General features: G+C 68.7%; 24 protein-coding genes. 11 read left to right on the top strand and 13 right to left on the bottom strand.

Annotation, left to right across the window (positions count from 1 at the left end):
* Positions 1 to 38: 38 nt before the first annotated feature.
* Genes ACOBQB_RS25655 through ACOBQB_RS25670 form a run of 4 tightly spaced genes read right to left on the bottom strand, consistent with a single transcriptional unit; the run spans position 39 to position 4,004 of the window.
* On the bottom strand, positions 39 to 914 hold the full coding sequence (locus ACOBQB_RS25655; protein ID WP_423594637.1) for a glycosyltransferase family 2 protein: 876 nt from the start codon (positions 912 to 914) through the stop codon (positions 39 to 41).
* Positions 908 to 2,146 carry a hypothetical protein gene (locus ACOBQB_RS25660; protein ID WP_423594639.1) on the bottom strand — a complete coding sequence of 413 codons (1,239 nt, stop codon included), beginning with the start codon at positions 2,144 to 2,146 and terminating at the stop codon, positions 908 to 910. The genes ACOBQB_RS25655 and ACOBQB_RS25660 overlap by 7 nt, the downstream gene beginning before the upstream one ends.
* Positions 2,143 to 2,847, bottom strand: coding sequence for a hypothetical protein (locus tag ACOBQB_RS25665; RefSeq protein WP_423594641.1), 705 nt, complete (start codon positions 2,845 to 2,847; stop codon positions 2,143 to 2,145). Before ACOBQB_RS25665 ends, ACOBQB_RS25660 begins: the two co-directional genes overlap by 4 nt.
* Complete coding sequence (locus ACOBQB_RS25670; RefSeq protein ID WP_423594643.1) at positions 2,844 to 4,004, bottom strand: glycosyltransferase family 1 protein; 1,161 nt, start codon at positions 4,002 to 4,004, stop codon at positions 2,844 to 2,846. The genes ACOBQB_RS25665 and ACOBQB_RS25670 overlap by 4 nt, the downstream gene beginning before the upstream one ends.
* A gap of 146 nt (positions 4,005 to 4,150) precedes the next feature.
* Here ACOBQB_RS25670 and ACOBQB_RS25675 point away from each other — a divergent pair, with 146 nt between their 5' ends.
* Both ACOBQB_RS25675 and ACOBQB_RS25680 read left to right on the top strand, forming a co-directional pair.
* Complete coding sequence (locus tag ACOBQB_RS25675; RefSeq protein WP_423594645.1) at positions 4,151 to 5,125, top strand: helix-turn-helix domain-containing protein; 975 nt, start codon at positions 4,151 to 4,153, stop codon at positions 5,123 to 5,125.
* Between the two features lie 5 nt (positions 5,126 to 5,130).
* Positions 5,131 to 5,685, top strand: coding sequence for a peptide deformylase (locus ACOBQB_RS25680; protein ID WP_423594647.1), 555 nt, complete (start codon positions 5,131 to 5,133; stop codon positions 5,683 to 5,685).
* A 74-nt stretch (positions 5,686 to 5,759) separates the two neighbouring features.
* Here the strand turns inward: ACOBQB_RS25680 and ACOBQB_RS25685 are convergent, their stop codons facing one another.
* Genes ACOBQB_RS25685 through ACOBQB_RS25695 form a run of 3 tightly spaced genes read right to left on the bottom strand, consistent with a single transcriptional unit; the run spans position 5,760 to position 9,528 of the window.
* Entirely contained in the window at positions 5,760 to 7,430 is a 1,671-nt protein-coding gene (locus tag ACOBQB_RS25685) for an ADP-ribosylglycohydrolase family protein (RefSeq protein WP_423598758.1), read from the bottom strand.
* Between the two features lie 17 nt (positions 7,431 to 7,447).
* Positions 7,448 to 8,131: a DarT ssDNA thymidine ADP-ribosyltransferase family protein gene (locus ACOBQB_RS25690; RefSeq protein ID WP_423594649.1), complete on the bottom strand. Its 684-nt coding sequence runs from the start codon at positions 8,129 to 8,131 to the stop codon at positions 7,448 to 7,450.
* Positions 8,128 to 9,528, bottom strand: a complete 1,401-nt coding sequence (locus tag ACOBQB_RS25695) for a 3'-5' exonuclease (RefSeq protein ID WP_423594651.1) — start codon at positions 9,526 to 9,528, stop codon at positions 8,128 to 8,130. Before ACOBQB_RS25695 ends, ACOBQB_RS25690 begins: the two co-directional genes overlap by 4 nt.
* Before the next feature lie 984 nt (positions 9,529 to 10,512).
* On the opposite strand from ACOBQB_RS25695, the gene ACOBQB_RS25700 reads away from it, so the two are divergent.
* Positions 10,513 to 10,737, top strand: coding sequence for an XRE family transcriptional regulator (locus tag ACOBQB_RS25700; protein WP_423594653.1), 225 nt, complete (start codon positions 10,513 to 10,515; stop codon positions 10,735 to 10,737).
* A 12-nt stretch (positions 10,738 to 10,749) separates the two neighbouring features.
* Here ACOBQB_RS25700 and ACOBQB_RS25705 read toward each other — a convergent pair whose 3' ends face one another.
* The 4 genes from ACOBQB_RS25705 to ACOBQB_RS25720 all read right to left on the bottom strand — a co-directional run bounded on the left by ACOBQB_RS25705 (position 10,750) and on the right by ACOBQB_RS25720 (position 13,007).
* Positions 10,750 to 10,995 (bottom strand): hypothetical protein, encoded by a 246-nt coding sequence (locus ACOBQB_RS25705; protein WP_423594655.1) that lies wholly within the window; start codon positions 10,993 to 10,995, stop codon positions 10,750 to 10,752.
* 109 nt (positions 10,996 to 11,104) lie between these two features.
* A complete protein-coding gene (locus ACOBQB_RS25710) occupies positions 11,105 to 11,272 on the bottom strand; it encodes a hypothetical protein (protein WP_423594657.1) in 168 nt (55 codons plus the stop codon).
* A complete protein-coding gene (locus ACOBQB_RS25715; RefSeq protein ID WP_423594659.1) occupies positions 11,269 to 11,604 on the bottom strand; it encodes a hypothetical protein in 336 nt (111 codons plus the stop codon). Before ACOBQB_RS25715 ends, ACOBQB_RS25710 begins: the two co-directional genes overlap by 4 nt.
* Before the next feature lie 152 nt (positions 11,605 to 11,756).
* The gene (locus ACOBQB_RS25720) at positions 11,757 to 13,007 is read right to left on the bottom strand and encodes a helix-turn-helix transcriptional regulator (protein ID WP_423598760.1); all 1,251 of its coding nucleotides are present in this window, start codon (positions 13,005 to 13,007) and stop codon (positions 11,757 to 11,759) included.
* A gap of 570 nt (positions 13,008 to 13,577) precedes the next feature.
* Here ACOBQB_RS25720 and sigJ point away from each other — a divergent pair.
* On the top strand, positions 13,578 to 14,468 hold the full coding sequence (gene sigJ / locus ACOBQB_RS25725) for an RNA polymerase sigma factor SigJ (protein ID WP_423598762.1): 891 nt from the start codon (positions 13,578 to 13,580) through the stop codon (positions 14,466 to 14,468).
* 70 nt (positions 14,469 to 14,538) lie between these two features.
* On the top strand, positions 14,539 to 14,997 hold the full coding sequence (locus tag ACOBQB_RS25730) for a carboxymuconolactone decarboxylase family protein (RefSeq protein ID WP_423594661.1): 459 nt from the start codon (positions 14,539 to 14,541) through the stop codon (positions 14,995 to 14,997).
* Between the two features lie 99 nt (positions 14,998 to 15,096).
* Here the strand turns inward: ACOBQB_RS25730 and ACOBQB_RS25735 are convergent, their stop codons facing one another.
* Positions 15,097 to 15,351: a hypothetical protein gene (locus tag ACOBQB_RS25735; RefSeq protein ID WP_423594663.1), complete on the bottom strand. Its 255-nt coding sequence runs from the start codon at positions 15,349 to 15,351 to the stop codon at positions 15,097 to 15,099.
* 9 nt (positions 15,352 to 15,360) lie between these two features.
* Between ACOBQB_RS25735 and ACOBQB_RS25740 the strand changes: the two genes are divergently transcribed.
* The 3 genes from ACOBQB_RS25740 (at position 15,361) to ACOBQB_RS25750 (ending at position 17,592) form a co-directional block, all read left to right on the top strand.
* Complete coding sequence (locus ACOBQB_RS25740; RefSeq protein ID WP_423594665.1) at positions 15,361 to 15,939, top strand: alpha/beta hydrolase fold domain-containing protein; 579 nt, start codon at positions 15,361 to 15,363, stop codon at positions 15,937 to 15,939.
* On the top strand, positions 15,917 to 17,245 hold the full coding sequence (locus ACOBQB_RS25745) for a cytochrome P450 (protein WP_423594667.1): 1,329 nt from the start codon (positions 15,917 to 15,919) through the stop codon (positions 17,243 to 17,245). Before ACOBQB_RS25740 ends, ACOBQB_RS25745 begins: the two co-directional genes overlap by 23 nt.
* Positions 17,246 to 17,382: 137 nt before the next feature.
* A complete protein-coding gene (locus ACOBQB_RS25750) occupies positions 17,383 to 17,592 on the top strand; it encodes a DUF4287 domain-containing protein (protein WP_423594669.1) in 210 nt (69 codons plus the stop codon).
* A 154-nt stretch (positions 17,593 to 17,746) separates the two neighbouring features.
* Here ACOBQB_RS25750 and ACOBQB_RS25755 read toward each other — a convergent pair whose 3' ends face one another.
* Positions 17,747 to 18,100 (bottom strand): ANTAR domain-containing protein, encoded by a 354-nt coding sequence (locus ACOBQB_RS25755; RefSeq protein ID WP_423594671.1) that lies wholly within the window; start codon positions 18,098 to 18,100, stop codon positions 17,747 to 17,749.
* 268 nt (positions 18,101 to 18,368) lie between these two features.
* Between ACOBQB_RS25755 and snpA the strand changes: the two genes are divergently transcribed.
* The 3 genes from snpA to ACOBQB_RS25770 all read left to right on the top strand — a co-directional run bounded on the left by snpA (position 18,369) and on the right by ACOBQB_RS25770 (position 22,113).
* Complete coding sequence (snpA, locus tag ACOBQB_RS25760) at positions 18,369 to 19,094, top strand: snapalysin (RefSeq protein ID WP_423594673.1); 726 nt, start codon at positions 18,369 to 18,371, stop codon at positions 19,092 to 19,094.
* Positions 19,095 to 19,212: 118 nt separating this feature from the next.
* The gene (locus ACOBQB_RS25765; protein ID WP_423594675.1) at positions 19,213 to 21,138 is read left to right on the top strand and encodes a transglycosylase domain-containing protein; all 1,926 of its coding nucleotides are present in this window, start codon (positions 19,213 to 19,215) and stop codon (positions 21,136 to 21,138) included.
* A 108-nt stretch (positions 21,139 to 21,246) separates the two neighbouring features.
* Positions 21,247 to 22,113 carry a MerR family transcriptional regulator gene (locus ACOBQB_RS25770; RefSeq protein WP_423594677.1) on the top strand — a complete coding sequence of 289 codons (867 nt, stop codon included), beginning with the start codon at positions 21,247 to 21,249 and terminating at the stop codon, positions 22,111 to 22,113.
* Positions 22,114 to 22,176: the final 63 nt, after the last annotated feature.

Genomic DNA, 22,176 nt, shown 5'->3' on the forward strand with positions numbered 1-22,176 from the left:
GTGGTCATCCCTTCCGCGACGGGCGTGCGCGAGCGCGGTCATTGTCTCCGATTCTGGCCGGTCGGCATGTGCGGGCGCCATGTGGTGAAGACGCCACGCGCCTCGGCGGGCCAGCCGAGGGGCATCCGGTCCAGGCTCACCCGGCGGAAGGCGAACCGTGGGTCGGTGATGTTGAGTACGCCGCCGTGCTGGCCGACGTGCGTCAGGAGGCGGCTGGCCTCCTCGCGCACGGCCGAGGTCTGTTCCTGCCAGGTACCGGAGGAGAAGTGCTGGATGCGGCGGCGGAGGTCATCGAGGACGCCCGAGCGCCACTTGAAGTGGTGCACCGCGCAGAGACGGTCCGCATCTGGCTTGTGGCCGGGCGCCCGGTGATTGCCGGAGGCCACGGTGACGTCGTGGCGAGCGAGGACGATCTTCCGGGGGTCGCCGTGCAGGAGCCGGTGGGTGAGGTAGCCGCCGAGGGGATAGGCAAGGTCCAGTCCGCTTTGGGGCTGCCAGCCGGTCAGACGCCCGCTCGCGGTGACGCGGTCGAGCATCAGCCCGCCGACCACGCGATGCCTGGACTTGTCAGCCTGGGCAATCACCTCGTCCAGCGGGGCGGGGTACTGCTGGAACTCGTCGGCGTCCGCGAGCAAGTGCCAGCCGGGCCCTGCCCGGTGCCGCAGGGCTTCTCTGAGCTGGGTGTTGGTGTGCTCGTGCCACGGGCCAGTGCTGGTACCAGTGAGGGTGATGCCCAGCTCGCGGCTGGCGGCCTGGAGTTTGTGCCGCTGCTGGTCGGGGACGTGCTCGGGGAAGTGGAAGGCGATCAGGAATCGCTCGATGCCCAGCCGTCGGTAGTGGCGGACCCAGGCGGCCAGCAGCGGAGGTTCGACGGGCCCGATGACAGCGATCAGGGCTGGGGGTGTGCTCAGCATCGTGGGTCCTTCGTACGCAGGCAGGCGAAGGTGCGGGTGAGGAAGTCGGCCTGCTCGGCGGCCGATGGCATCCCTAGTAGGCCGGGTGCCTCCGGGCCGGGGTACTCCGGCGGCTGTCGGACCACGGTGTGCAGGGCGTCGGCGAGGCCGTCCGGGTCGCTGGCAGGGAAGGTCAGTGCCCAGGGCAGGCCGTACAGGCCGGCGGTCAGCTCGGGATCGTGGTCAGAGACGGCGAGGGGAACGCCGAGGCGTATGGCGTCCATCACGAGCCCGGATTCCTTGCCTACACCGGGATGCCTGGCCACCAGGGCGGCGTCTGAGGCGCCGTACACCAGCCGCAGCACGCTCTCCGCGACGGAGCCGGGCACCGTGTGCAGTTGGAGATCGGGCAAGGATCGCCACCGCTCCAGCACAGAGTCATCGAGCGGGGCGCCCGCGACCACAAGGTGCAGCGGCTCCTTCAGCCGGGACAGGGCGGCGTCGATGGTGGCGATGTCCTTGTACGGCCACCAGCCGCCCACCAAGCACACCACGGCTTCGGCTGCGGGAATGCCGAAGGCGGCCCGACCGCCATCGCGTTCGGTCTCGGTGAGTCGGCGGCCGTCGTCGACCGCGAAGGCCCGCACCACCGCAGGCAGGTCAGGGAAAGCGACGGCGAACTGATCGCCCACAGCCTGGGTCGGGTAGAGGGCGATCACCCGCCTCTCGCCACGGCGGGCGAGTCGGCCGAGCAGTCGCACTGCGGCGTCCTCGGCGGTGACTGCTTCGTGGACAAACCGAAGGTGCGGCTGGCCACCGAGAAGGGCGGCGGCCCCGTGCAGGGCCTCGCTCGCAGTCAGGATCACCACCGCCTCGGCGGCGGGCTCCAGACGGCGGGCACACCGCAGCGCGGCTGCCTCAGCCAGACAGCGGGCGATAAGGGTGACCTGGTGCGGTAGGCGCCGCAGGCGGCGGGGCCAGCGGCGCGAACGGAACAGACGCCACCCGGTCGCAGACAGCCAGGCCGCCAGCCGGGAGACAACCAGCAATACGCCCGCATGACGCCCGGCCGGCGCGGTCACCAGCCGGGCACCGGCTTTGCGCAGGGCTGTGATCGCCTCGCCGGTGATCCCATGCGGGGCGACGACCAGGCTGCCGGGCCGAGCCTGGGCGAGGGCCACGAGCGTGCGCTGGTGGTGCCCGCCCGAACGGTGCGCGTACGGCTCGATGAGCACGAGCGGGCAGCCGGTCATCCGGACACCGCCTGGTCCCCGTGGGCGGCGGTGAACTTCTCCCGCAGCCATGCGGGGTCGTTGAGATGGTCGAACCGCTTCGCATCGCGGGCGGCCTCGCGAGCGAAGGCGACGCCCTCACGGGCTCCGGCGGCGGCGTAGGCAGCGAACTCACCGCTGTGGCTCGTCGTCCACGCCTCCACCCGCTGGTGGGCATCACCATCGGCCATGCCGTACTCGCTGCCGCGGCCGAGCATCGCGCACTCGCGGAAACCCGCCTTCCAGGCGTGGAAGGGGCTCTGGTTGAACCGCGTGATCCCGGCGGCCTCCGCAGCGAACTCGATGCGGCCTGGGAGTGCGGCGAGCACGTCCACAGCCTCGCCCATCTCACGCAGGGCACTGCGGCGGATCAGCTTCAGCCCGCCATAGCCGTAGGAGAGGCCGTTGACCGGGTTGAGCGCACGCCACACCCGCATGGATACGCCCTCCTCCAGCGGTTCCACGACCGCGGGGTCGAAGTCGGGGTCGATGGCGAAGTCGCCATCAGCGAGGAAGAACTGCTCGCGGTCGACGACCTCGGCGCACAGCCGGTAGGCCCGACGCATCCCGTGCACCCCGTGCAGGCGCTTGACCGTGCCGCCGAGGGTCCGCTGCAGGCGGGCGTGGAGGGAGTTGGCCATCGGCTCGTCGTAGGAGAGGAACACCGCGTCGAACTCGGTCACGAGATCGCCTCCAGGTAGCGGACGGCGACCAGGGCGGGGGCGAAGTCGGCGGTGCTGGCGTGGGCTCGCTTGGCATGCAGGGCATGGAACTCGCCGTCGGCGGCCAGTCGTTCGGCCAACGCGACGGCCTCGGCAGCGGTGGTGAAGCACAGTTCGGGGTCGATGTGCTCGGCAAGCCAGCCCAGCTTCGGCGAGATCACCGGCAGGCCCATGCCCTGGCAGTCGATGACGCTCATCGACCAGGGGCAGCCGGGCCGGAACGGGGCGATGCCAAATCGGGCGCCGGCGAACAGGTTCTTGTAGCGCACGCGGTCGCCGCGGTCGGAGACGATCTGAACGAGCGGCAGGGCGGCGAGCTGGTCGCGCATCTCCTCGGGACTGCCGTCCAGTCCCCGCCGTTCGACCCGGCGCTGGCCGAACAGGTCCATGACCCGCAGCCGCACCGTGCCGGAGGCCACCAGCTCGCGGGCTAGGTCCACGAACTGGCCGGTGCCGTAGTGCGCGTACAGCCGGTGGTTGTAGACGCCGATCGCCCCGCCCGTGCCGGAGGACTGCCGGGCGACCGCCGGGTCTCGGACCAAGCGCTCATCACGCGGAGCGGGCACCACCCGCAGCTTCGCTCCAAGGTCCACGGTCATGCGAGCGGCTGCGGCCGTGATCCAGGAGGCGGCCGTGTAGGAATGCGCCATCACCCGGTCGCAGGCGGCCAGGCCGGCGGCGAAGGCCAGCAGCACCGGTCGGCCAAGGCCCACGTCGTTCAAGGACGGATCGACCAGGAGCTGGCCGTCGTCGGCGAAGGAGAACGGCAGGTAGTGGCAGTAACCGGCCAACAGCGCGTCCGATCCAGCCTCCAGCAGGGCGGTGCGGACCGCTGGGGCCTCCTCGATCTGGTTGGCCACCACTGCATCCGGCTTTTCGGCCCGGATCAGTGCCACCAACTCGTCGATGTCTGCAGAGAACCGGGCCCGGTATTTCGTCCCCGGCACCTTCGTCTGGCGGAAGCCGCAGCGGGCATCTCCAGCCGCTGCCGGGGCGGCGATGGTCACCTCTGCCTCGGCGTCCGCCAGAGCCGGGGCCAACAAGTCCGCGAAGATCCACCCCGAATCCGCAGACAGCCGGTCGGGGTTGGAGATGTTCAGCAGATACAGCACGCGCATCGCGCTTCGCCTCCCTCATATGCCCGGAGGGTCGATCCGGGCCGGTGAGGGAAGGAAAACGGCGACGTGGGCCGTGACGGGATGATGAACTTGGATCACTCACGGTTCATTCATGCTCACCAACGAGGACGCGGGACGGGGCTTCGATGGACGCGCACAGCGAGGACATCACCGTCGAGCAGGCGGCCGAGGACTACGCGGCCGAGGTGGCCCGCTGGCGGGAAGTACGCGGCATGTCCAAGCGAGCGTTAGCGCTGGCCATGGGGTTCGACCCGTCCTACGTCAGCCATGTGGAGTCTGGCCGCCACAAGCCCACCGAGGAGTTTTCACGGCTCGCCGACGAGGCACTGAACGCTGGGAAATCGATCTGGCGGAGATGGTGCGACTACGAGCAGGCCAAGGCCCGTACCCGGCGGCCAGCGGCGTCACCGCCCGCCCAACGCCGCCCCGAGCAGCCGTACGCGACCGGCTCCACCCTCGTCGTCGAGCACGACGCAGCACGGCTCCAGTACGACGGCAGCAACTACCGGCTCACCATGCGCCGGCGCCTGCGGAACACCGGCGACGAACCGGTGACCCGCTATCTGATCCGCATCTCCGTCGATCGCTACCCTAGTGCCCCCGAGCGGTCCAACGTCCATTACAGAGCACACCCGTTGACCTGGGACGAACTCGCTCTGACGGCCGCCTGCCGGGGCGAGACGATGCGGTGGAAAGCCAAGCACGACCGCGACGCCTTCAAAGAGGTCTGGTTGCTGTTCGACAACGAACAGGGCCGCTTCCCGCTCTACCCCGGCGAGTCCGTGTGGATCGAGTACACCTACACCGTCGGCGACAACAAATGGGGCCACTGGTTCCAGCGAGCCGTACGCCTGCCGACCGAGCGCCTTGAAGTCCAGCTCGCCTTCCCCGCCGCCCTCGATCCCGTCGTGTGGGGCACCGAGACCTCTATGACTGCCGAAGCCTCCCCGCTACGCACCCCTCCCGTCCGCAGCGACGACGGCGAGCTACGGCAATTCACCTGGATCACGACCACGCCCGCCCTACACGCTCGGTACCGTCTGGAGTGGCGGTTCCGGGCCCGTCCCGAACGCGACGCAGATCAAGGGGAGTTCAGGTGATTGACGTGCGGCCCAGCCAGCGAATGCGCGACCTCGGCGTCGTCCAGCACGGCGCCGACATCCTCACCGAATCGGCCCGTCCCTTCGACCTGCCCGCCGAGCGCGACGAGGCTGAGCGCATCACCGACGAACTGTTCGCCGCCATGGAGCGAATCGGCCAGGTCCACCCCTTCGCCAAGGGCATGGGTATCGCCGCGCCACAGATCGGCATCGGCCGCACCGTGGCCGTCGTCCAGCCACCCGGAGACGCACCCGCCATCATCCTGCTCAACCCGCGGATCACCGACCGCTCCGGCGAAATGGACGAGCAGTACGAAGGCTGCCTCAGCTTCTTCGACGTACGCGGCCTCGTACCCCGCCCTCTGAAGATCACGGTAGAGACCACGACCCTGACCGGCGAGACCGTGACCACCGTCTACGAAGAAGGCGTCGCCCGCCTAATCCACCACGAGATCGACCACCTCGACGGGCTCCTCTACACCGCCCGCATGCGGACCGAGGTCGATCCGATCCCCGTGGAGGAGTACCGGCAAACCGACCGTGCTTGGGTCTACAAGTAGGCCATTATGAGCGCGCAGAGGCGAGAGGCAGAGCCCATAGCAACAGCGACAAAGTCAGCGAGACCAGGGCACCCCTATTGCTCACTTCGGTGGTGGGCGCGCGCCAACAATCCGGCAAAGGCTGCAGCCCGTTCCGCGCTATATCGACCGCTATTGATCAAGTTAAGCAGTACACGCCCCACTTCCTCTGGGGCGAATCCGCGGCGAGCCAGGTCCTGGACCATCTCTTCGATAGTCGGTGGACCTTGCCTACTCGGGCGCTCGACCACGTCTTCAGCCGGGATTCGCTGAGAAGTTGGCTGCCTTTCGTGGCTAACTGAAGCAGCGGGGTGCTCTGAGGTATCGAAGAGCGCTGGTTGCTCTCTCATGACCTCTCCAGCTTGTCGGCTGCGTTGCTGACGCGAATCTCGGGGCAGCAGGTGTTCGCCAAGGGGCCTGAGTTCGGCCCTGGCCCGAACCAAGATTGCCTGATTGAACGGGAGCGTGCTCCATACATACGTCGCTTGATTGCCTGCTGTCGGGGGGCCAGATGCCGCCAGAGAACCCAGGCCAGCTAGGGCCGGGCCTGAGTCAGCTAGCCCCACAAGGTCGAGAGTGGCCTTGGGAGGGCTCCAACGCAGCAGGTCAGGGTAGGCAAACGTTGAAGCCTCGCGCCCCTGGGAGATGTCCCACAGTCGCCTTGCTTCGACATCAATGACGCCTGCGTCCTGAACCGGGCCAGGCGGAGGCCCTGCAGCGATGGCACCCAGCAATGCTCCTGCCATCGTGGCGATAGTGTCCGTATCCGAGCCAAGGGTGTTAGCCGCGAGGAGAAGCGCATCCTCCGGCGATCCGGAGTGGCTATAGGCCAGCATCGCGGCAAGCAATGTAGTGACAGTGCCGGATCCGCGGGTCTTGCCATCGAAGCCTCCCAAACGCTCGACCAACGCAGCGTAGGTCGCCGCAGTGAGGCGTGAGCTGCTGTCAAACGCTTCGACGGATGTACGGCACTCGTCGGCCACAACGGCTACGGCAGAACGGAAGTCGGCACCTGACGCATCTGTCCAAGAGGGCAACCATAGGTAGGCGAGTTCCTCGTCCTTCGAGATGACGTCGGGTACATGCTCGAGCCAATCAATCGCGGGGCGCCACTGCTTAGGGCCAGGCATGTCACCTGTATCGAGCGCATATGCCAGCAGGATCGCGTGCAAGACGGCGCCGAGGATCCCGCGCGGGTGGCCATGCGTACTGACGGCGTTCCGCACTACATCCCGTGTGATGTACTCCCAGTCGCTGAGATCGCGAGCCGCCCAGACATGGGGCTGAATACGCATGGCTGCGCCATTGCCACCGACGTCGACGTAGCGGGCCGCCTTAGTGGCGAAGACGTTCTGCGACCACTTGGCGTCCACCCGCATCAGGCCGGTGGCTGCGGCCTTTGTGCCACGGCCAGCACCCAGCGCGTACGCTTGCCATGCGACGATTTCGATCTTCGCGAACGCCTCGACGTCGAACTCGCCATCGCCTCGGATGGCGCGCGACGTCGCGAGACGCAGCTGGGTGTCGTCGGAGTATGCGCCGGCGGGAAGGGGCATCTCCTGTCCATAGCGCCCTCCGACCCGCCGCTTCCAGGGAACGGTTGTGGTGACCTCGTCACGTCCGATGCGCCGTCGCACACCAGCAGCATCGGTGAGTTCAGTGATAAAACCCAGCGCGTCCCCGTACGCGGCCCACTGAGCCGAGGCGCGTACTGCCTCCCATTGCATGCCGTTCACCGTAGTCCTTACCTGCCGAACGTGGCTGGGTCGACAATGATGTCGACTTCATCATGTCCGCTGGCACTGACAATGCCGTGGGCCTTGGCTGCGTCCTCCTCGGTGACGACGTAGATGCGCTGCAGGTATCGCGTCGAGACGGCCCGAGGGTAGAGCACCTCAGCCTGCGGGTTGGTGGGCAGGTGCGGCTCCTTGCCACAGCGCTCCACCGTTTTGTTGTAGCCGTAGGGAACACGATCAGCGAAAAGCGCCTCGGCTCCGTGCCCTCCCTCCACGGGCATGACGCCGTCGTACCCCATGTTGCTCGGGGCGAACAGCACTCCGGGGTGGGTCATGATGGCCGGGGCGAAGCTGAGGACGGCCCAGAACAGATCTTCGTCGGCCCACCATCTCTCACTGCTGATCCGCAGGAAGCCATGGTTCGGTTCGCTGATGCTGAGGTTGACGTACGACCAGTACTTGGGTTCCTCCCGGCGGAACTTGGTGTTCTGGTGGTAGATGCTTTCGAGGTATTTATCCTTGGCCAGCAGGGCGCGCGCCTTGCAAAGCTGCTCCACGAGGATGCCAAGGAGGCCGAGGTTGGTGGTGAAGTGCACTACTTCGGTGATCTTGCGCTCTTGAATCAGCGCCTCGATGCTGGCCGCTGGACCTGGCCTGTTGGGTATGGCAGGCGGCGGAGTTGTCGCGGTCATGCAGACGTCACCTCGTAGGTGTCCGGATCCATGCAGGCTATGAGATCGCTGGCTTCGGAGGGCTTGTAGGTGATGGTCAAGGTCTTACGGGCTCGCCCGGCGGACATCGCCAGGAGACGCAAGTGGGCGTCGCGCTCGCTGTCTCCGGGCTCAGTGGCGTGCGGCATGACCTCACTGTTGAGACCAACAATGATCACATGATCGAACTCCAAGCCCTTGGCTGAATGCATAGTTGATAGGGCCACGTTCACTGGCCCCGTGGGCCAGTCGCCGGTGCGAGCGATCTCCACCCATGCCAGCCCGGCCCAGTTCAGCCGTGCTCTGACCTCGCTGAACCAACCGCCTCCCTTGGCGTGCAGGATGGCCACGGACTCGTCGTTGTCCGGTCCGAGGTTGTTGAGAAACTGCACGACGTAGTCCATCTGCTGGCTGAAGGAGCCCTGCACCAGCACAGGCTTGTCGCCATCCGCCTCGCAAGAGGACAGGTCAGGGATGGCAGCGTCGTCCGTCGTCTCGACATCACGAAGTAGCGGGGCAGCGAAAGCGGCGATCTGTTTCGTGTTGCGGAAGTTCTTCGATAGAAGCTTGCTGTTGTGCGGCCCGACGCCCAGCCCCACTTCGCTCCAGGTGAACCGCTGGGGATAGATGCGCTGGGCAGCATCAAGGACGAAGGTGAGGGTGTGCTCATCGGTGACATGGTTGAGGATGGCCCTGACTTGATTCGCGGAGAAGTCCTGGGCTTCGTCGACAACCACGACGTGGTAAGGATCTTCCGCCCGCCGGGCCGCCATCGCGGTTGCCAGGTCGGACCAGTCCCAGACCTGCTGCTCCTTCTTCCACTCCTGGAACGGAAGGATCACCTCGTTCAGAAGCCGACGGCGCATAGCTGTGGACATCCTGGGCGAGCGGCCCCGCCCTTGTCGGTCGCACTCGATGTACTCGTCCAACTGATCTGACAGGAACCGCCCCAGCACATAGTCGACCTCAGCACGCACGAACTCGTCAGACAGCGGCAGAGGTGCCGCCAGCGCGGCCAGTTTCCCATTGCGTTCGCCCGGCTGAAGGATCTGGTCGTGCGCGACGTGGTCCGAGGCCCACTTGGCAAAAGTTGAGGTGAGCAACTGGACGTCGTTGCCGGTGACCTGCTGCTCGGTTAACGCCTCGATGTAGCCGCGGAGAGTCCTGTTGTAGGTCAGAACCAAGACTCGAACGGGCCCGACGATGAAACCGTCACGGTGTCGGCGCTGCCAGAAGCCGACAGTGAACTTCAGCCTGTACAAGGCCGTAGTGGTCTTGCCGCTCCCCGCAGCACCCCTGACGACAAAAACCCCTGGTTTGGTGTTGTTGATCACCGTGAGCTGCTCACTCGTCGGCTTCGTCGGCCTCAGTACCTTCATCTTGTGGAGCCCCTCCCCAGCGTTCACCCACAAAGGTGACGCCATGCTAGTAGGACTAGCTCACAGCGTTAGGGCTCGGCCACAAAACGACTGGGGCCGTGTCTTGGCATGGTTGCCGGCGACTTGGGCATCTCTACGCCTCCGAGCCCCAGGCTCGTTCTCGGCGGGGCGCTCCAGAGCGCAGGCCAAGGGAATGCTCCGCTGCCAGCCGAACTACCAAGCGCAGTTTGTGCCCCAGCACAGTCGTCACGGCGAGGGACCGTCCTGCAGCAGCACATGCCACGTCAGACAGGCGACAGACAGAACGGATTCAGCACACATGAGACTGGGAAACCCCGCGAACACGTGAGAACTACGGAGGGGAGTTTCCCCAGGCCAGACACCCCGCGGCCGACGTTTACGCAGGCCAAAGCCTTGATCGGGGAAAACTCCTAAAGCGGGTGTCGCAGGTTCGAATCCTGCCGGGGGCACCAGGTCAGAACGGCTAAGGCCCAGGTCAGGGAGCAAGTCTCCGGTCCTGGGCCTTAGTTGTGCGCACTCTGGCTACACGTTCAGGCAGGCTCACTACACCCTCACTACCGAAGATCATCGTCCAAATATCGCCCAAATGATCTTTGCGTTTCCGCAGGTGACGACCGGGGGCCGCAGAGGTCGTATACGCAGACCGCCCCCGCACGCTTCGGCGCACGGGGGCGGTCCTCTGTGCCGGGCCGTCACGAGGGGGGTACCAAGTGAGACGGTCTCGGCACGTTCGTGGAGGGGGGTATGTGTAACAGGCGGCTCCGATCGGGGGCATCACCCTTTTGGATGAACAGGCGTTCGATTCCCGCGCGGTACACCCGACCTGTTGGCATATGCCAAAGGCAGGCCGGCAATGGAAGGAGGGGTTCCATCTCATGGGCAGCGTGCGCACGCGGCACTGTGATCACAAAGTGCTGAATGCGTTCCGCAGACTTTCCTTCATGATCACTTCAGCGTTGTCGGGTGCGGGACCTGCCCGACGACGACACGCTCGTCCACGACCAACGGCGAGCCATCGGCGCCCGCGTCCGCGAAGAGCGGCACCGGCTGAACTTGACCCAGGAGAAGGTCATCCTCGCGGCCCGCATCGACCGGGTCACTCTGTGGCGGCTGGAGACCGGTGACGAAGTCCTGCTCTCCACCCTATCCGCGTGGCCTGGGCGATGGGAGTCCCGCTGGCGACCTTGATGGAATGACGCGTCACTCGGCGCCCTCGCCGCGGGCCCGCGCCCGAGCTGCCTTCAGCGCCGGACTCTCCTCGGGCAGCGGGCAGTGGCACAGGCAGTCCATCTCGTGGGCGACGATGACGATGCGGTCGCCGTCCACAGCGAGGGTGGTCGTCAGCTCGCAAGAGTGCGGCGCGTCGCCGTCCCCGGTCAGCAGCGCGACGAGACAGGGCGGGCAGGGCACCGGCGTCAACAGCTCGCTGTCTCGGATGCGGGACATGTGGCCTCCTTCGCTTCTTGGAGTGATGGGCGGCCCGCCCCCTGAGCTCACCGTCGGGCGGGCCGCCCTCGTCCCGTCCGCGACCCTCCCCAGGGCCGCAGACGGGGGTCTATCGGGGGATGCGGCTCACGAAGGTCGCCCGTTTCGGGCATTTGTCGTGGACCCAGAGGACGGCGCCGCCCCCCGAAATGGAGATCTTCACCATGGACGTACCAGGGTTCTCCATGGTGATCGGCTTGTCGCAGCGGCAGCACAACCGGCCGCCCTCGCTGCTCATCGCCGTACCGTCCGCATGGCCATGCGCAGGCCCGTGCCGACGCGGCAGCGGGTGAGATCGTCGGCGCACTGCTCGCAGGACTGAGTGTGGTCGAGGAGCGCCCCATAGATGTGCTCGAAGCCGCACGGACGGCAACAGCGCGGGAACCAACGGCTGACGCTGCCCTGAGCGCTCACCTCCCGGCGCTCCCCGAGGTCGACGGCGATGGTGTTGTTGAGGCTCGCCGTACACCAGAGGCAGCGTCGGCCACACAGCTGCTCCTCGGCGAGCCCGGCCGGATCAGGCAGGTCGATCGAGGGGAACGGTGTCTCCGTGCCGATGAGGGGGGACATGCGCACATGCTTAGGCGCCCACTGAGAGCGTGCGACACCGTCCGCAGCCGCACTGGTGTCCATCGGAGGCTCCTGTCATCAGATTGATCAGGTCTGATGACGACGGTAGGAGCGGTGCGGGCGTACCGATGACCGGAATACGGTCACACCGTTCAGGCAGACAGGAGCCCCACATCGACGGCGAGCTGGGAGGCGCGGCGACGCCGCGGCGCCTCCTTCGATTCGACCTCTTCGAGGATGATCCTCCTGGCGTACCCGTTGTAGGCGACCGTCTCGGGCGCCGACCGGTGTGCCTTTTCCAACGTGGCGATCGCGACGTCCGGCTGCCCATCAAGCTGAAATCCGCGCGCCTCCTCGATGCGGTGCCGAGCCCGTCTGGGCCGCGACTTGATGACAGCCTCGTCGGCCTTCGCCGCCTGCCGGACTGACTCGCCGCCTTGGTGTAGTTCAACCGCGACGGTGACGGCGTGGGCGCCCATGATGGCGCGGCTGAAGCTGGTCACCGGATGGTAGTAGTCCGCCGGCAGCTTCTTGGCCACCTTGCGGGCCTCATCCCAGTGCCGCCAGGCGGTCCCGGTGTCCCGCCGTCGGGCCGCGGTGTAGCCGAGTTCGAACTGAAGGGCTCCGGCGATGGCGCGTACATCGTCCGAGGCGTCCGGCAGCAGCGGTTCGAGGAAGCGCAACGCTTCCAAGTTGACGGCGTCCGCTGCGTCGTAGTGCCGGGGCCCGGAGTCGCGGTGGGCCTGCGCGAGCAGCCACGCGGCGACGCCGATTGTGTGCGAATCCTCCGATTCCTGCGCTGCGGTCATGCCGCGCTCCGCGACGCGCCACAGGAGACTGCTATCGGGCTGGTAGGCGACGAAGAACTGGGCCAACGAGTACGTCTCGGCGAGCAGGGCCTGTGCGGCTCGCCGGTCGGCAGCGCGGTCTGCGTGGCGGACGAGGGCTTGCCCGTCACGGATGAGCCCGGGAAGGAGACGCCCCACGACTTCGCGGTGGTTGGGGGCCTGGTGGCGTGCCTTCCAGGCGGCGTGAAGGCGGGCCTCCAGGTGAGCGGTGGGCGGTGGTTCGACATTCGAAGCCAAGGTGAACGAGTCGACCGCGGCTTTTACGGACGCCAGCCGCGGGTGGCCTGGGCCGATGAAGAGGTCGACGTGCATGTCGGGGTGCCCTGTCAGGTCTGAGAGGTCTCTGGCTCGGAGTGCCTCGGCGATGCGCATCACCATTTCAAGGCCCGGCGCGTGTTGTTGGCCGTTCTCGATTTTCCGCAGGGTGTGCGGTGAGACGCCGATGAGATCGGCGAGCTGGCCGCGCGTCATACCGCGCCGCTCACGAAGGATTTGTACCCGTTGGCCGAAGCGCAGCGGGTCGGCGTACGGGTCCGGGGTAACATCAGATGGCACGGTCTCGCCCCTCTCTGAACAGCTCGTCACTGTCAGGGTATGGGGCGGGACCATTTTCGTGTGCGGGCATCGGCCAGCAACCACGGCGCCTGGACATGACGAAAGGGTCCCTGGAATGCGCCCGAAGGCGGAGGGGCCCTGCCACGATCGTGTGTGCATATGTTCGCGGACCCGCTCGTGGATATCTCCGGGCTCGGGCGTGACGCCTCCCTCCCGCATCCGGTGAATGAGCCGGTCGGTGGTCCACGAGTACGTCCACGAGTACGTCCACGAGTGCGTCCACGAGTAGGCGAGAACCAGGCTGACCAGTCGGTCGATGCGTTCCCCCTCCTCTCGATCTTCACCTTCAGCTCGTCCCGGTCTCTTTGAAGGCCGTCGGGTCGGCTGCCCGCTGAGCCGGTTCGGCGGTGCGGCCTGCGCCTGCGCCTGCGTGCGGGACGCCTCCGTCGTGGTCCGGGCCGCGGCACGCGTGGCTCGCGCGGCGAAAGCGCGGAGAGGCGAGGGGCCGGGATCGGATGCTTACGCTGGATCGGCGGGCTGGAGGAGGTTGCGATTCACATGGGTGACGGGATGGGTGACGGGCATGGGTCCGCGGGGTCTGAGCAGGAGGACTCGCTCGGGGCCGGATGGGAGAGTCACCGGCCCGCGGTCTTCGGTGTGGCGTACCGGCTGCTGGGGAGTGTGGCCGATGCCGAGGACGTGACCCAGGATGTGTGGTTGCGGGCGGCCGGAGCGGATCTGCGGGACGTCGGTGATCTGCGGGCCTGGCTGGTGACGGTGGCCGCGCGGCGGTCGTACGACATTCTCAGGAGTGCCCGTGTCCGTCGGGAGAGCTACGTCGGGCCGTGGTTGCCGGAGCCGCTGCTGACGGGTCCGGACGCGTCGCAGCCGGTGCTCGTCGATGAGTCCGTCAGCTCGGCGATGCTGCTGATCATGGAGGAGCTGAGCCCACCGGAGCGGGTGGCTTTCGTCCTGCACGATGTCTTCGGTCTTGATTTCGGAAAGATCGCCGAAGTGCTGGACGTCTCCGTGCCGGGCGCCCGGCAGCACGCTTCGCGGGCGCGACGGCGGGTGGCCGGGGCGAAGCAGTCCATGCCGCAGGCGTCGAAGGCGGAGCGCGAGCACGTCCTTGAGGTCTTCCGCGCCGCGTACGAGGCCGGGGACATGGCCGGCTTGGTCAGGCTCCTGCACCCGGATGCCGTCTTCGTCACCGACGGCGGCGGCAACGTGTCCGCGGCACGCAAGCTCATCCACGGCGGTGAGCGCATCGGCGAGGTCATGGTGCGCGTGGGGCGCCAGTGGCATCCGGACCGTATCGACTTCGCTGAGGTCGGCGGCGAGCTCGCCCTGGTGTTCCACCGCGAAGGCCGCGTCCACTCCGTGGACACGGTCCAGATCACGGACGGTCTGATCACCGCGTACCGCCGGGTCGTCAATCCCGACAAACTCGTGCGCCTCTGAGCTGTCACACCCGCAGGGGCTATCTCGTCTCCCTGATGAAACAGCGGACGAGCGACGAATCGAAGGAACAATGAACGACCCCCAGCGCGTCAACATCGGCAAGCAGCACCCGGCCGCCTACAAGGCCCTCATCGCCCTGTCGTCCCAGGTGGAAGAGGCCGCTGCCGCAGCGGGCCTCGACCCGCTCCTGGTCGAGCTGCTGAAGATCCGCGTCTCCCAGATCAACGGCTGCGCGTTCTGCTTGCGCATGCACGCCCGCGACGCCCTGAAGAAGGGCGAGAACCCCGACCGGATCGCCGTACTGCCCGGATGGGAGGAGACCGGCTACTTCTCCGAGACAGACCGCGCCGCCCTCCGCCTGACCGAGGCGGTGACACGCGTGTCGGACGGACACGTCAGCGACGAGGACTACAACGCTGCCGCGGCCGTACTCACCGCAGACCAGGTCTCGGCCGTCTCCTGGCTCGCAACCCTGATGAACGCGTTCAACCGCGTCGCGATCACCAGCCGGTACCCGGTCGAGAACTGACCTCGGCAGTGACACCGGCGACGAGAACGCGTCACGGGGCCTGGCGCGTGTCTCTTGGTCGGTACGCCAGTCGATCGGATGTGTCCGTCCGGTGAGTGATCACTGATGCGATGTGGGACCGGATCGCGCCGTTGATGCCGGCTGATCCGGTCCGGCCAACTGCCAGTCCGACAGGCGGTCGTCCACACCCACAGCCGCGGTGAGCTTCCGGCCGGGCAGTTTCTCGGGCTCCAGGCCGACGGCCTCCGCGATCTCCGCCGTCGGATACCGGACCGGCTCGGACCGCTCCTGCGGCGGCACATCGGCGACGATCTCCGCCTGGGCGCCGAACAGCTGCAGCACTCTCACGGTCACGCGCTCTCGGTGGGCTGCCGCCTGGCCCCCGAGAACCGGTTCCCGGCCGCCCTGAACGATGCCTACGCCGTCCTGACCTGGGCGGCCGAGCACGCGGACGACCTCGGCGTCGACCCGGAGCGGATCGCGGTCGGAGGGCACAGTGCCGACGCGGGGCTCGCGGCCGCGGTGGCGTTGCGGGCGGGCGACGAGCAGGGCCCGCCGGTCCGTTTCCAACTGCTCAGCCAGCCCGGTCTGGACGACCGGCAGGAGACGTGGTCGGTACGGAACTTCACCGACACGCCGTGGATGAATCGCGACAAGATCGCCGCGATATGGGGCCATTACCTGGGCGGCGCGCCCGCCACGCCCTACGCCACCCCGGCCCGTGCCACCGATCTGTCCGGTCTGCCGCCCGCCTACGAAGCTCCGCCGGGTCATGCGGCGGGATCTCGGCGTGGCCGAGTGACTGGCCGAGGGAGTGGCCGGCCCCCCCGTGTGACGGTGGCCCGCGTCCCGTCCGGCTGGCAAGGTGGTGGCTCCGTCGGGCGGCCGGCCGGGCCGGGCGGGGTGAGGAGGCGTGGGCATGGGGATTCCTGGGCCCGATGAGCGGGCCGACGGAGGTGTGGGGGCCGTCGCCGCGGCGGGGGGTCTGCACCTCTATCAGTTGCGGTTGCACGCCGAGTACGGGCCCGTCGTACGGTTCCAGCTGCCCGGCGCGGGGACGGCCGTGTCCGTCGCCGACCCCGTGCTGCTGGAGGCCACCGCGCACGTCGACAAGCGGCCGGCGCGGCTCTTCGAGTTCCTGGCGCCGCTGTGCGAGGCGGAGAACTTGCAGGTCCTCGACGCCGACGAGCACGGCCCCTGGCGGCGGCTGCTGCTCTCGGTGTTCGCCGGGCGGCCGTCCCACGAGCGGCACTTCGCGCGCTTCACCGCGTTGGCGACGGAGCTCGCGGACCGCTGGGCGCGGCAGGCCGGGCGCGGGCCCGTCGCCTTGCAGAAGGACCTCACCGCGCTGTCGCTGCGGATGATCTGCGAGTACGCGCTCGGGGGCGCCGCCGGGCTCGCGGATCCGGAGCGGGTCACCGCCGCGTTCGAGGTCGTGTTGAGCGAGTATCCGGGGCGGGCCCAAGGGGCCCCGGAGTCACCGGCGCGGGCCGCGGAGGCGCTCGCCTATCTGCGGGGCGCCGTCGACGACGTGATCGCCGCGCACCGGGATGCCGGGCGCACGGACCGCAGCGACCTCATCGGCGCGCTCGTCGAGGCCGGGGAGCGGCCCGAGCGGATCCGCGACACCGTCATGGTGACGCTGCTGGCCGCCCACCACACCACCGGGGTCGCCGTCTCCTGGACGCTGCATCTGCTGGGCCTGCACCCGGCGGTCGCCGACCGCGTCGCCGGTGAGCTCGACCGCGTGGTCGGCGACCGGGCGGCGCCCGACTTCGCCGGGCTGCGGCGCCTGACGTATCTGGAGCTGGTCCTCAAGGAGTCGATGCGGCTCTACCCGCCCGGCCCGTACGGTGCCCGGGAGACGACGGAGCCGCTCGTCCTCGGCGGGTACGAGCTGCCGGCGGGCACGACGGTCTTCTATCCGTTCTGGGCCGTCCACATGAACCCCGCGTACTGGCCCGAGCCCCGGACGTTTCGCCCCGAGCGGTTCACCCCCGAGGAGGCGGCCGGGCGGCCGAAGTTCGCGTACGTGCCCTTCGGGCTCGGGCCGCGCGGCTGTGAGGGCGCCTCTCTGGCCATGGTGGAGGCCGAACTCGTGCTGGCCGTGCTGCTCAAGCGCTTCCGGTTCCGGCCCGCGCCGGGGCACCAGGTGACGCCGGTCGAACGGTTCGTGCTCTGGGCCGCCGACGACATCCGCGTGATCGTGGAACCACGTGAACGAACCCTTCACCGCACAGCGCGGTGAACGGCGTGACGCACGGCACACATGGTTTCCGTGTCCCGGCGATGAGTGGAGCGCTTTCCCGGCGTCCTATAGGTGATCCACTACACGCCGCCGTGTACGGCACGGCATCCGGATACGACCGTGAGGAACCGAGCGCCATGAGCAACGCAGTCAAGGGCCCCGCCAGTTACTTCCCCTCCATCGAGAAGAAGTACGGCCGCCCGGTCGAGGAGTGGAAGCAGCTCGTCCGCGACTCGCCGCTGACCCGGCACATGGAGCTCGTCGCCTGGCTCAAGAGCGAACACGGCATCGGTCACGGCCACGCCAACGCGATCGTCGCCCACACCCTGGCCGAAACCGCGGCCTAGCGGGGGCGCCCGCTGCCGCGTGCGGGGCTTCTCCTGTGACGGACGGTTCGAAGGTGCGGCCCCGGGTACCCGGGGCCGCAATCGCAGGTGGCGCCCGGGAGCTTCCTGCGACAGGCTCTCCTCGTTGGAAACGCAGCGTGGAGAGCTGCCCTCGCTACGCCTTCGGCCCCGTGCACTCGGACGTCGCCCGCGCGCGGGCGAGGCTGGCGTCCAGGGCCAGGCGTACGTCCTCCGGCAGTTCGCCCGCGCACCCCCAGGCGACGACCATGTCCGCGATGCGGCTCAGCTTCATGTTGGTGTGCTGGGAGGTCTCCCGGAGCACGGTCCAGCCCTCGGCGGGGGTCAGCTTCCCCACCGCCACGACGATCCCGATCGCCTGGTCCACCGTGGCGTGGGATTCCACCGCCTTCTCCAGCTGGACGACCTTGCGCTGCAACTCCACGACTTTCTCGCCCTGCTCGGACTGTCTGTCCTGAGCTGCCGTTCCGTCCACGTCTGATGACGTCACATCGCCTCCGGGGGGCTAAGGGGCAGGCGCCAGAATGCCACGGCGTATTCGGCGTGCACCACGATTCCTTCACGTCTGTCCCTGCCCGGACTTCGGCGCCGCACGCTGTCGCCACCGGCGGAACCCGGCGGGGCGCGGACCGGCGCCGGGGCCGATGTCGTTGCGTTATCACCTAATGGCATCGGGCTCACGCACGCCCGCGCTCCCGATACTCGTCCCGACCGGAGGCCGCACCCGCAGGCCTCCATCCCGGAAGGGACACACCCCCATGAACAGCACCAGAACCGGAGTCATCGCCGCCCTCGGCACCGCCGCGCTCGTGGCCGCCCTGACCGCCCCCACGGCGTTCGCGGCCCCCGCCCCGGCCCCCACCTCCGAGAAGACCACCTCGGCGTACAGCACATCGGCGTACGGAACCTCGCCGCACGGCACCTCCTCCGCGTACTCCTCGTCGTCGTACACCGGCGAGAGCCAGGCCGCCAACCGGCAGTTCTTCGAAGCCGTCATGAAGTCGGCGCTGAAGAAGCAGGCGGCGAAGCCCGGCATCCAGGCCGTCACCGTCACCTACAGCACGAGCCGGGCGCCCAGCTTCCGCAGCCAGATAGCGCAGAGCACGCAGATATGGAACTCCTCGGTGAGCAACGTCAAGCTCCAGGAGGCGAGCAGCGGGACCGACTTCGAGTACCGCGAGGGGAATGACTCGCGCGGCTCGTACGCCTACACGGACGGGCGCGGGCACGGCTACATCTTCCTGGACTACCGGCAGAACCAGCAGTACAACTCCCTGCGCGTGACGGCCCACGAGACGGGTCACGTGCTCGGTCTGCCCGACCACTACTCGGGCCCGTGCAGCGAGCTGATGTCGGGCGGCGGCCCCGGCCCGTCCTGCACCAACGCGCGGCCCAACGCGCAGGAACGGCAGCGGGTCGACAGCATCTGGTCCCGTGGCGTCGCCGTCCTCAAGGACGAGGGCGAGCTGACGAAGATCCGCTGACCGGGGCCTGCCACCCCTGGCCCGGCGGTTGTTACGTACCGCAAACACCTTCCGGGCCAACCCGGCCGCACACGGCGCCCTCTCCCACGACATGGGGATTCATGCTCGTGGGAAGAGGGTGCACCGCCGCGTCCGGCGTCTCGTGGACTACCCGCGCGCCGGCCGCGCGGGCCTGCGCCGCTGGCTGCCCTCGTGGCGGCAGCTGCTCGGCTCGGCGGGGTTCTTCGCGCTCACCGTCACCGCGCTCCTGGTCGGTGTCTACGTCAGCGTGGACATCCCCGACGAGAACGCCGGCATCCACCGCGAGGCCAACGTCTACTACTGGTCCGACGGCACCCAGATGGTGAGCACCGGCGAGGTCAACCGGCAGAACGTGGAGTTGGACCGGATCGCCCCCGCCGCCGTGAACGCCGTGATCGCCGCCGAGAACGAGACGTTCTACGACGACTCCGGCGTCTCCCCGAAGGGCCTGGCCCGGGCGGCCGTCAACATGGTCCGCGGGCAGGAGACACAGGGCGGTTCCACCATCACCCAGCAGTACGTGAAGAACACCTACCTCTCGCAGGACCAGACCGTCACGCGGAAGGCCAAGGAGTTCGTCATCGCGCTGAAGGTGGACCGCAAGAAGAGCAAGGACGAGATCCTGGAGGGCTACCTCAACACCAGCTGGTTCGGGCGCGGCGCCAACGGCATCGAGGCGGCCGCCCACGCGTACTACGGCATCCCCGCCAAGAAGCTGGACCCCAGCCAGGGCGCGTTCCTCGCCGCCATGCTGAAGGGCGCCGAGCTGTACGACCCGGCGGGCGGCAAGGCCAACCGCGAGCGGGCGCGCGGGCGCTGGGCGTGGATCCTGGACCGGCAGGTCGACGTGGGCCTGATGTCGGAGAAGGAACGGGCGAAGTACCGCACGTTCCCCGAGCCGCGCAGGCAGTCGCGCTCCACCAGCCTCGGCGGCCAGACCGGCTACCTCGTCGACGTCGCCAACAAGTACCTCAGGCAGCACACCGGCCTCACCGACGAGGAGCTGGCACGCGGCGGGTACGAGATCCACACCACCTTCGACAAGGAGAAGGTGGCCGACCTGGAGCGTGCGGTGCGCCGGGTGCTCAACCGTGACCTCGCGCCGAAGAGCCGCGCGGCCGACCGGCACGTGCAGGTCGGTGCCGCGTCCGTGCGCCCGTCCGACGGGGCGGTCGTGGCGCTCTACGGAGGCCGCGACGCCACCGAGCACTTCAGCAACAACGCGGACACGTCCGGTGTCCCGGTGGGCTCGGCGTTCAAGCCGTTCGTGCTCGCCGCCGCGCTCCAGCACGGCGCCTCCGTACGCGCGGAGCCGTCCGACGCGGACGGCCCGGCGAGGAGCGTCGGCCGGGTGCGCATGAGCGTCCAGGCCGAGAGTTTCTACGCCGCCGACGGCACCCTGCGCCGCGCCACGGGCGAGCCCGACCCCGACCACCCCACCCTCCGCGCGGCCCTGTTCCCCGGCGGCAACGCGACCTACGTACGCCTCGGCGGGGACGTCGGCCGGGAGCAGGTCCGCCGCACGGCCGTCGACGCGGGGCTGCTGCCGCAGAGCATGGCGCCGCTGGAGCCGTCCTTCTCCGTCGGCACGTCGACGCCCAGCGCGATCCGGATGGCGGCGGCGTACGGCACCTTCGCGGGCGGCGGGCTGCGGCACGACCCCTACTCGGTGACCAAGGTCGTCAAGGACGGCGCGGCCCTGCCCGGCCTGGAGCGGCCCGCTCCGGGGCGCGCGCTGGACGAGGGGGCGGCGGGCGAGGTGGCCGACGCCCTGCGCGCGGGCGGCAAGGACCTCGGCCCGGGGGTCGCGGCGGGCCGCACGGGCGACCAGGACCGACTGCGGACGGCCTGGGTCACGGGGTTCACCAAGGACCTGTCGACCGCGGTGACCGTCTTCCGCGTCAAGCCGGGCGAGCCGCGGCTGCTGCCGATGTCGGGCGTCGCCGGGAAGGACTCGCGGCGCGGGAACGTGCTGCCGCCGCGGATCTGGGCCGCGTACGCCGGGAAGGCCGGGAAGAGGTGACGGCCGGGGAGAGGTGAGGGTCGGCGGCGGGCGTTGACCTTGCCCCTGGGGCAGACCACAGAGTCTCCGTCACCGGGCCGAACGGCCCGGTGACGGAGGATGGCGACCGTGACCGCGCACCCTGAAGAACTGCTCTCCATCGGCGTGTTCGCCGCCCGTGCCCGCCTGTCGCCGAAGGCGCTGCGGCTGTACGACCGGCTCGGGCTCCTGACGCCCGCGCACGTCGACGAGGCCAGCGGCTACCGCTACTACCGGGTCGCCCAGATCGAACAGGCCCGCACGGTGGCGCTGCTGCGCCGTCTCGACATGCCGCTGGCCGGCATCGCCGAGATGACGGGACTCGACGGAGAGCGGGCGGCGCGCACGCTCGACGCCTACTGGGCCGGGGTCGAGGAGCGCTTCGCCGAGCAGCGGACCCTCGCACGCTACCTCCGTGGACGACTGTCGGGAAGGAACGCCGAGTTGTACGCGACATTCGAGGTGAAGACGGTGGACGTGCCGCAGACGTACGTCCTGAGTGAGACGCGCCATGTGAGCGCCGGGGAGCTGCCCGCCTGGATTCCCGCCTCGGCGGAGCGTCTTGAGCGGGCCGCCGAGGAGGAGTGCGGGGGCATCGCCGCCCCGCACTTCGTCGCCTACCACGCGGACGTGACCGAGGAGAGCGACGGGCCCGCCGAGTCGTGCGTGCCGGTCGTGGACCCGGAGGCGGCCCGCGCGTGGGTCGCGGCGCAGGGACGCAAGGGGGACTTCAAGGTGCGGGTGGAGCCCGCGCACCGCCTCGCCTACACGCGGATCACCAAGGCGCAGGTCGCCTATCCGCAGATCATCGCGGCCTTCGACGCGGTGGAGGCCTGGGCGGCCGAACGGGGGCTGACGGTGTCGGGTCCGTGCCGTGAGGTGTACTTCGCCGACTGGGACCGCAGCGGGCCCGAGGACGAGGTGTGCGACGTGGCGTTCCCGGTGTCGGGGGCGTAGGCGGCGACGCCGCGCGGATTCCCTCCCTGCCTCCCCATGCAGCCCAGGCGTCATTGCCCTCCC

Origin of the sequence: Streptomyces sp. G5(2025) (assembly GCF_049542075.1) — a bacterium.
Lineage (GTDB): Bacteria > Actinomycetota > Actinomycetes > Streptomycetales > Streptomycetaceae > Streptomyces.

What these genes read in the sequence shown, in the direction of transcription:
- ACOBQB_RS25710 (WP_423594657.1), bottom strand. Translation starts at nt 11,272, where the DNA reads ATGAGCAGCGAGGGCGGCCGGTTGTGCTGCCGCTGCGACAAGCCGATC.
- ACOBQB_RS25690 (WP_423594649.1), bottom strand. Translation starts at nt 8,131, where the DNA reads ATGACCGCGACAACTCCGCCGCCTGCCATACCCAACAGGCCAGGTCCA.
- ACOBQB_RS25675 (WP_423594645.1), top strand. Translation starts at nt 4,151, where the DNA reads ATGGACGCGCACAGCGAGGACATCACCGTCGAGCAGGCGGCCGAGGAC.
- ACOBQB_RS25685 (WP_423598758.1), bottom strand. Translation starts at nt 7,430, where the DNA reads ATGCAATGGGAGGCAGTACGCGCCTCGGCTCAGTGGGCCGCGTACGGG.
- ACOBQB_RS25695 (WP_423594651.1), bottom strand. Translation starts at nt 9,528, where the DNA reads ATGAAGGTACTGAGGCCGACGAAGCCGACGAGTGAGCAGCTCACGGTG.
- ACOBQB_RS25745 (WP_423594667.1), top strand. Translation starts at nt 15,917, where the DNA reads ATGGGGATTCCTGGGCCCGATGAGCGGGCCGACGGAGGTGTGGGGGCC.
- snpA (WP_423594673.1), top strand. Translation starts at nt 18,369, where the DNA reads ATGAACAGCACCAGAACCGGAGTCATCGCCGCCCTCGGCACCGCCGCG.
- ACOBQB_RS25750 (WP_423594669.1), top strand. Translation starts at nt 17,383, where the DNA reads ATGAGCAACGCAGTCAAGGGCCCCGCCAGTTACTTCCCCTCCATCGAG.
- ACOBQB_RS25715 (WP_423594659.1), bottom strand. Translation starts at nt 11,604, where the DNA reads ATGTCCCCCCTCATCGGCACGGAGACACCGTTCCCCTCGATCGACCTG.
- ACOBQB_RS25660 (WP_423594639.1), bottom strand. Translation starts at nt 2,146, where the DNA reads ATGACCGGCTGCCCGCTCGTGCTCATCGAGCCGTACGCGCACCGTTCG.
- ACOBQB_RS25730 (WP_423594661.1), top strand. Translation starts at nt 14,539, where the DNA reads ATGAACGACCCCCAGCGCGTCAACATCGGCAAGCAGCACCCGGCCGCC.
- ACOBQB_RS25655 (WP_423594637.1), bottom strand. Translation starts at nt 914, where the DNA reads ATGCTGAGCACACCCCCAGCCCTGATCGCTGTCATCGGGCCCGTCGAA.
- sigJ (WP_423598762.1), top strand. Translation starts at nt 13,578, where the DNA reads ATGGGTGACGGGCATGGGTCCGCGGGGTCTGAGCAGGAGGACTCGCTC.
- ACOBQB_RS25670 (WP_423594643.1), bottom strand. Translation starts at nt 4,004, where the DNA reads ATGCGCGTGCTGTATCTGCTGAACATCTCCAACCCCGACCGGCTGTCT.
- ACOBQB_RS25705 (WP_423594655.1), bottom strand. Translation starts at nt 10,995, where the DNA reads ATGTCCCGCATCCGAGACAGCGAGCTGTTGACGCCGGTGCCCTGCCCG.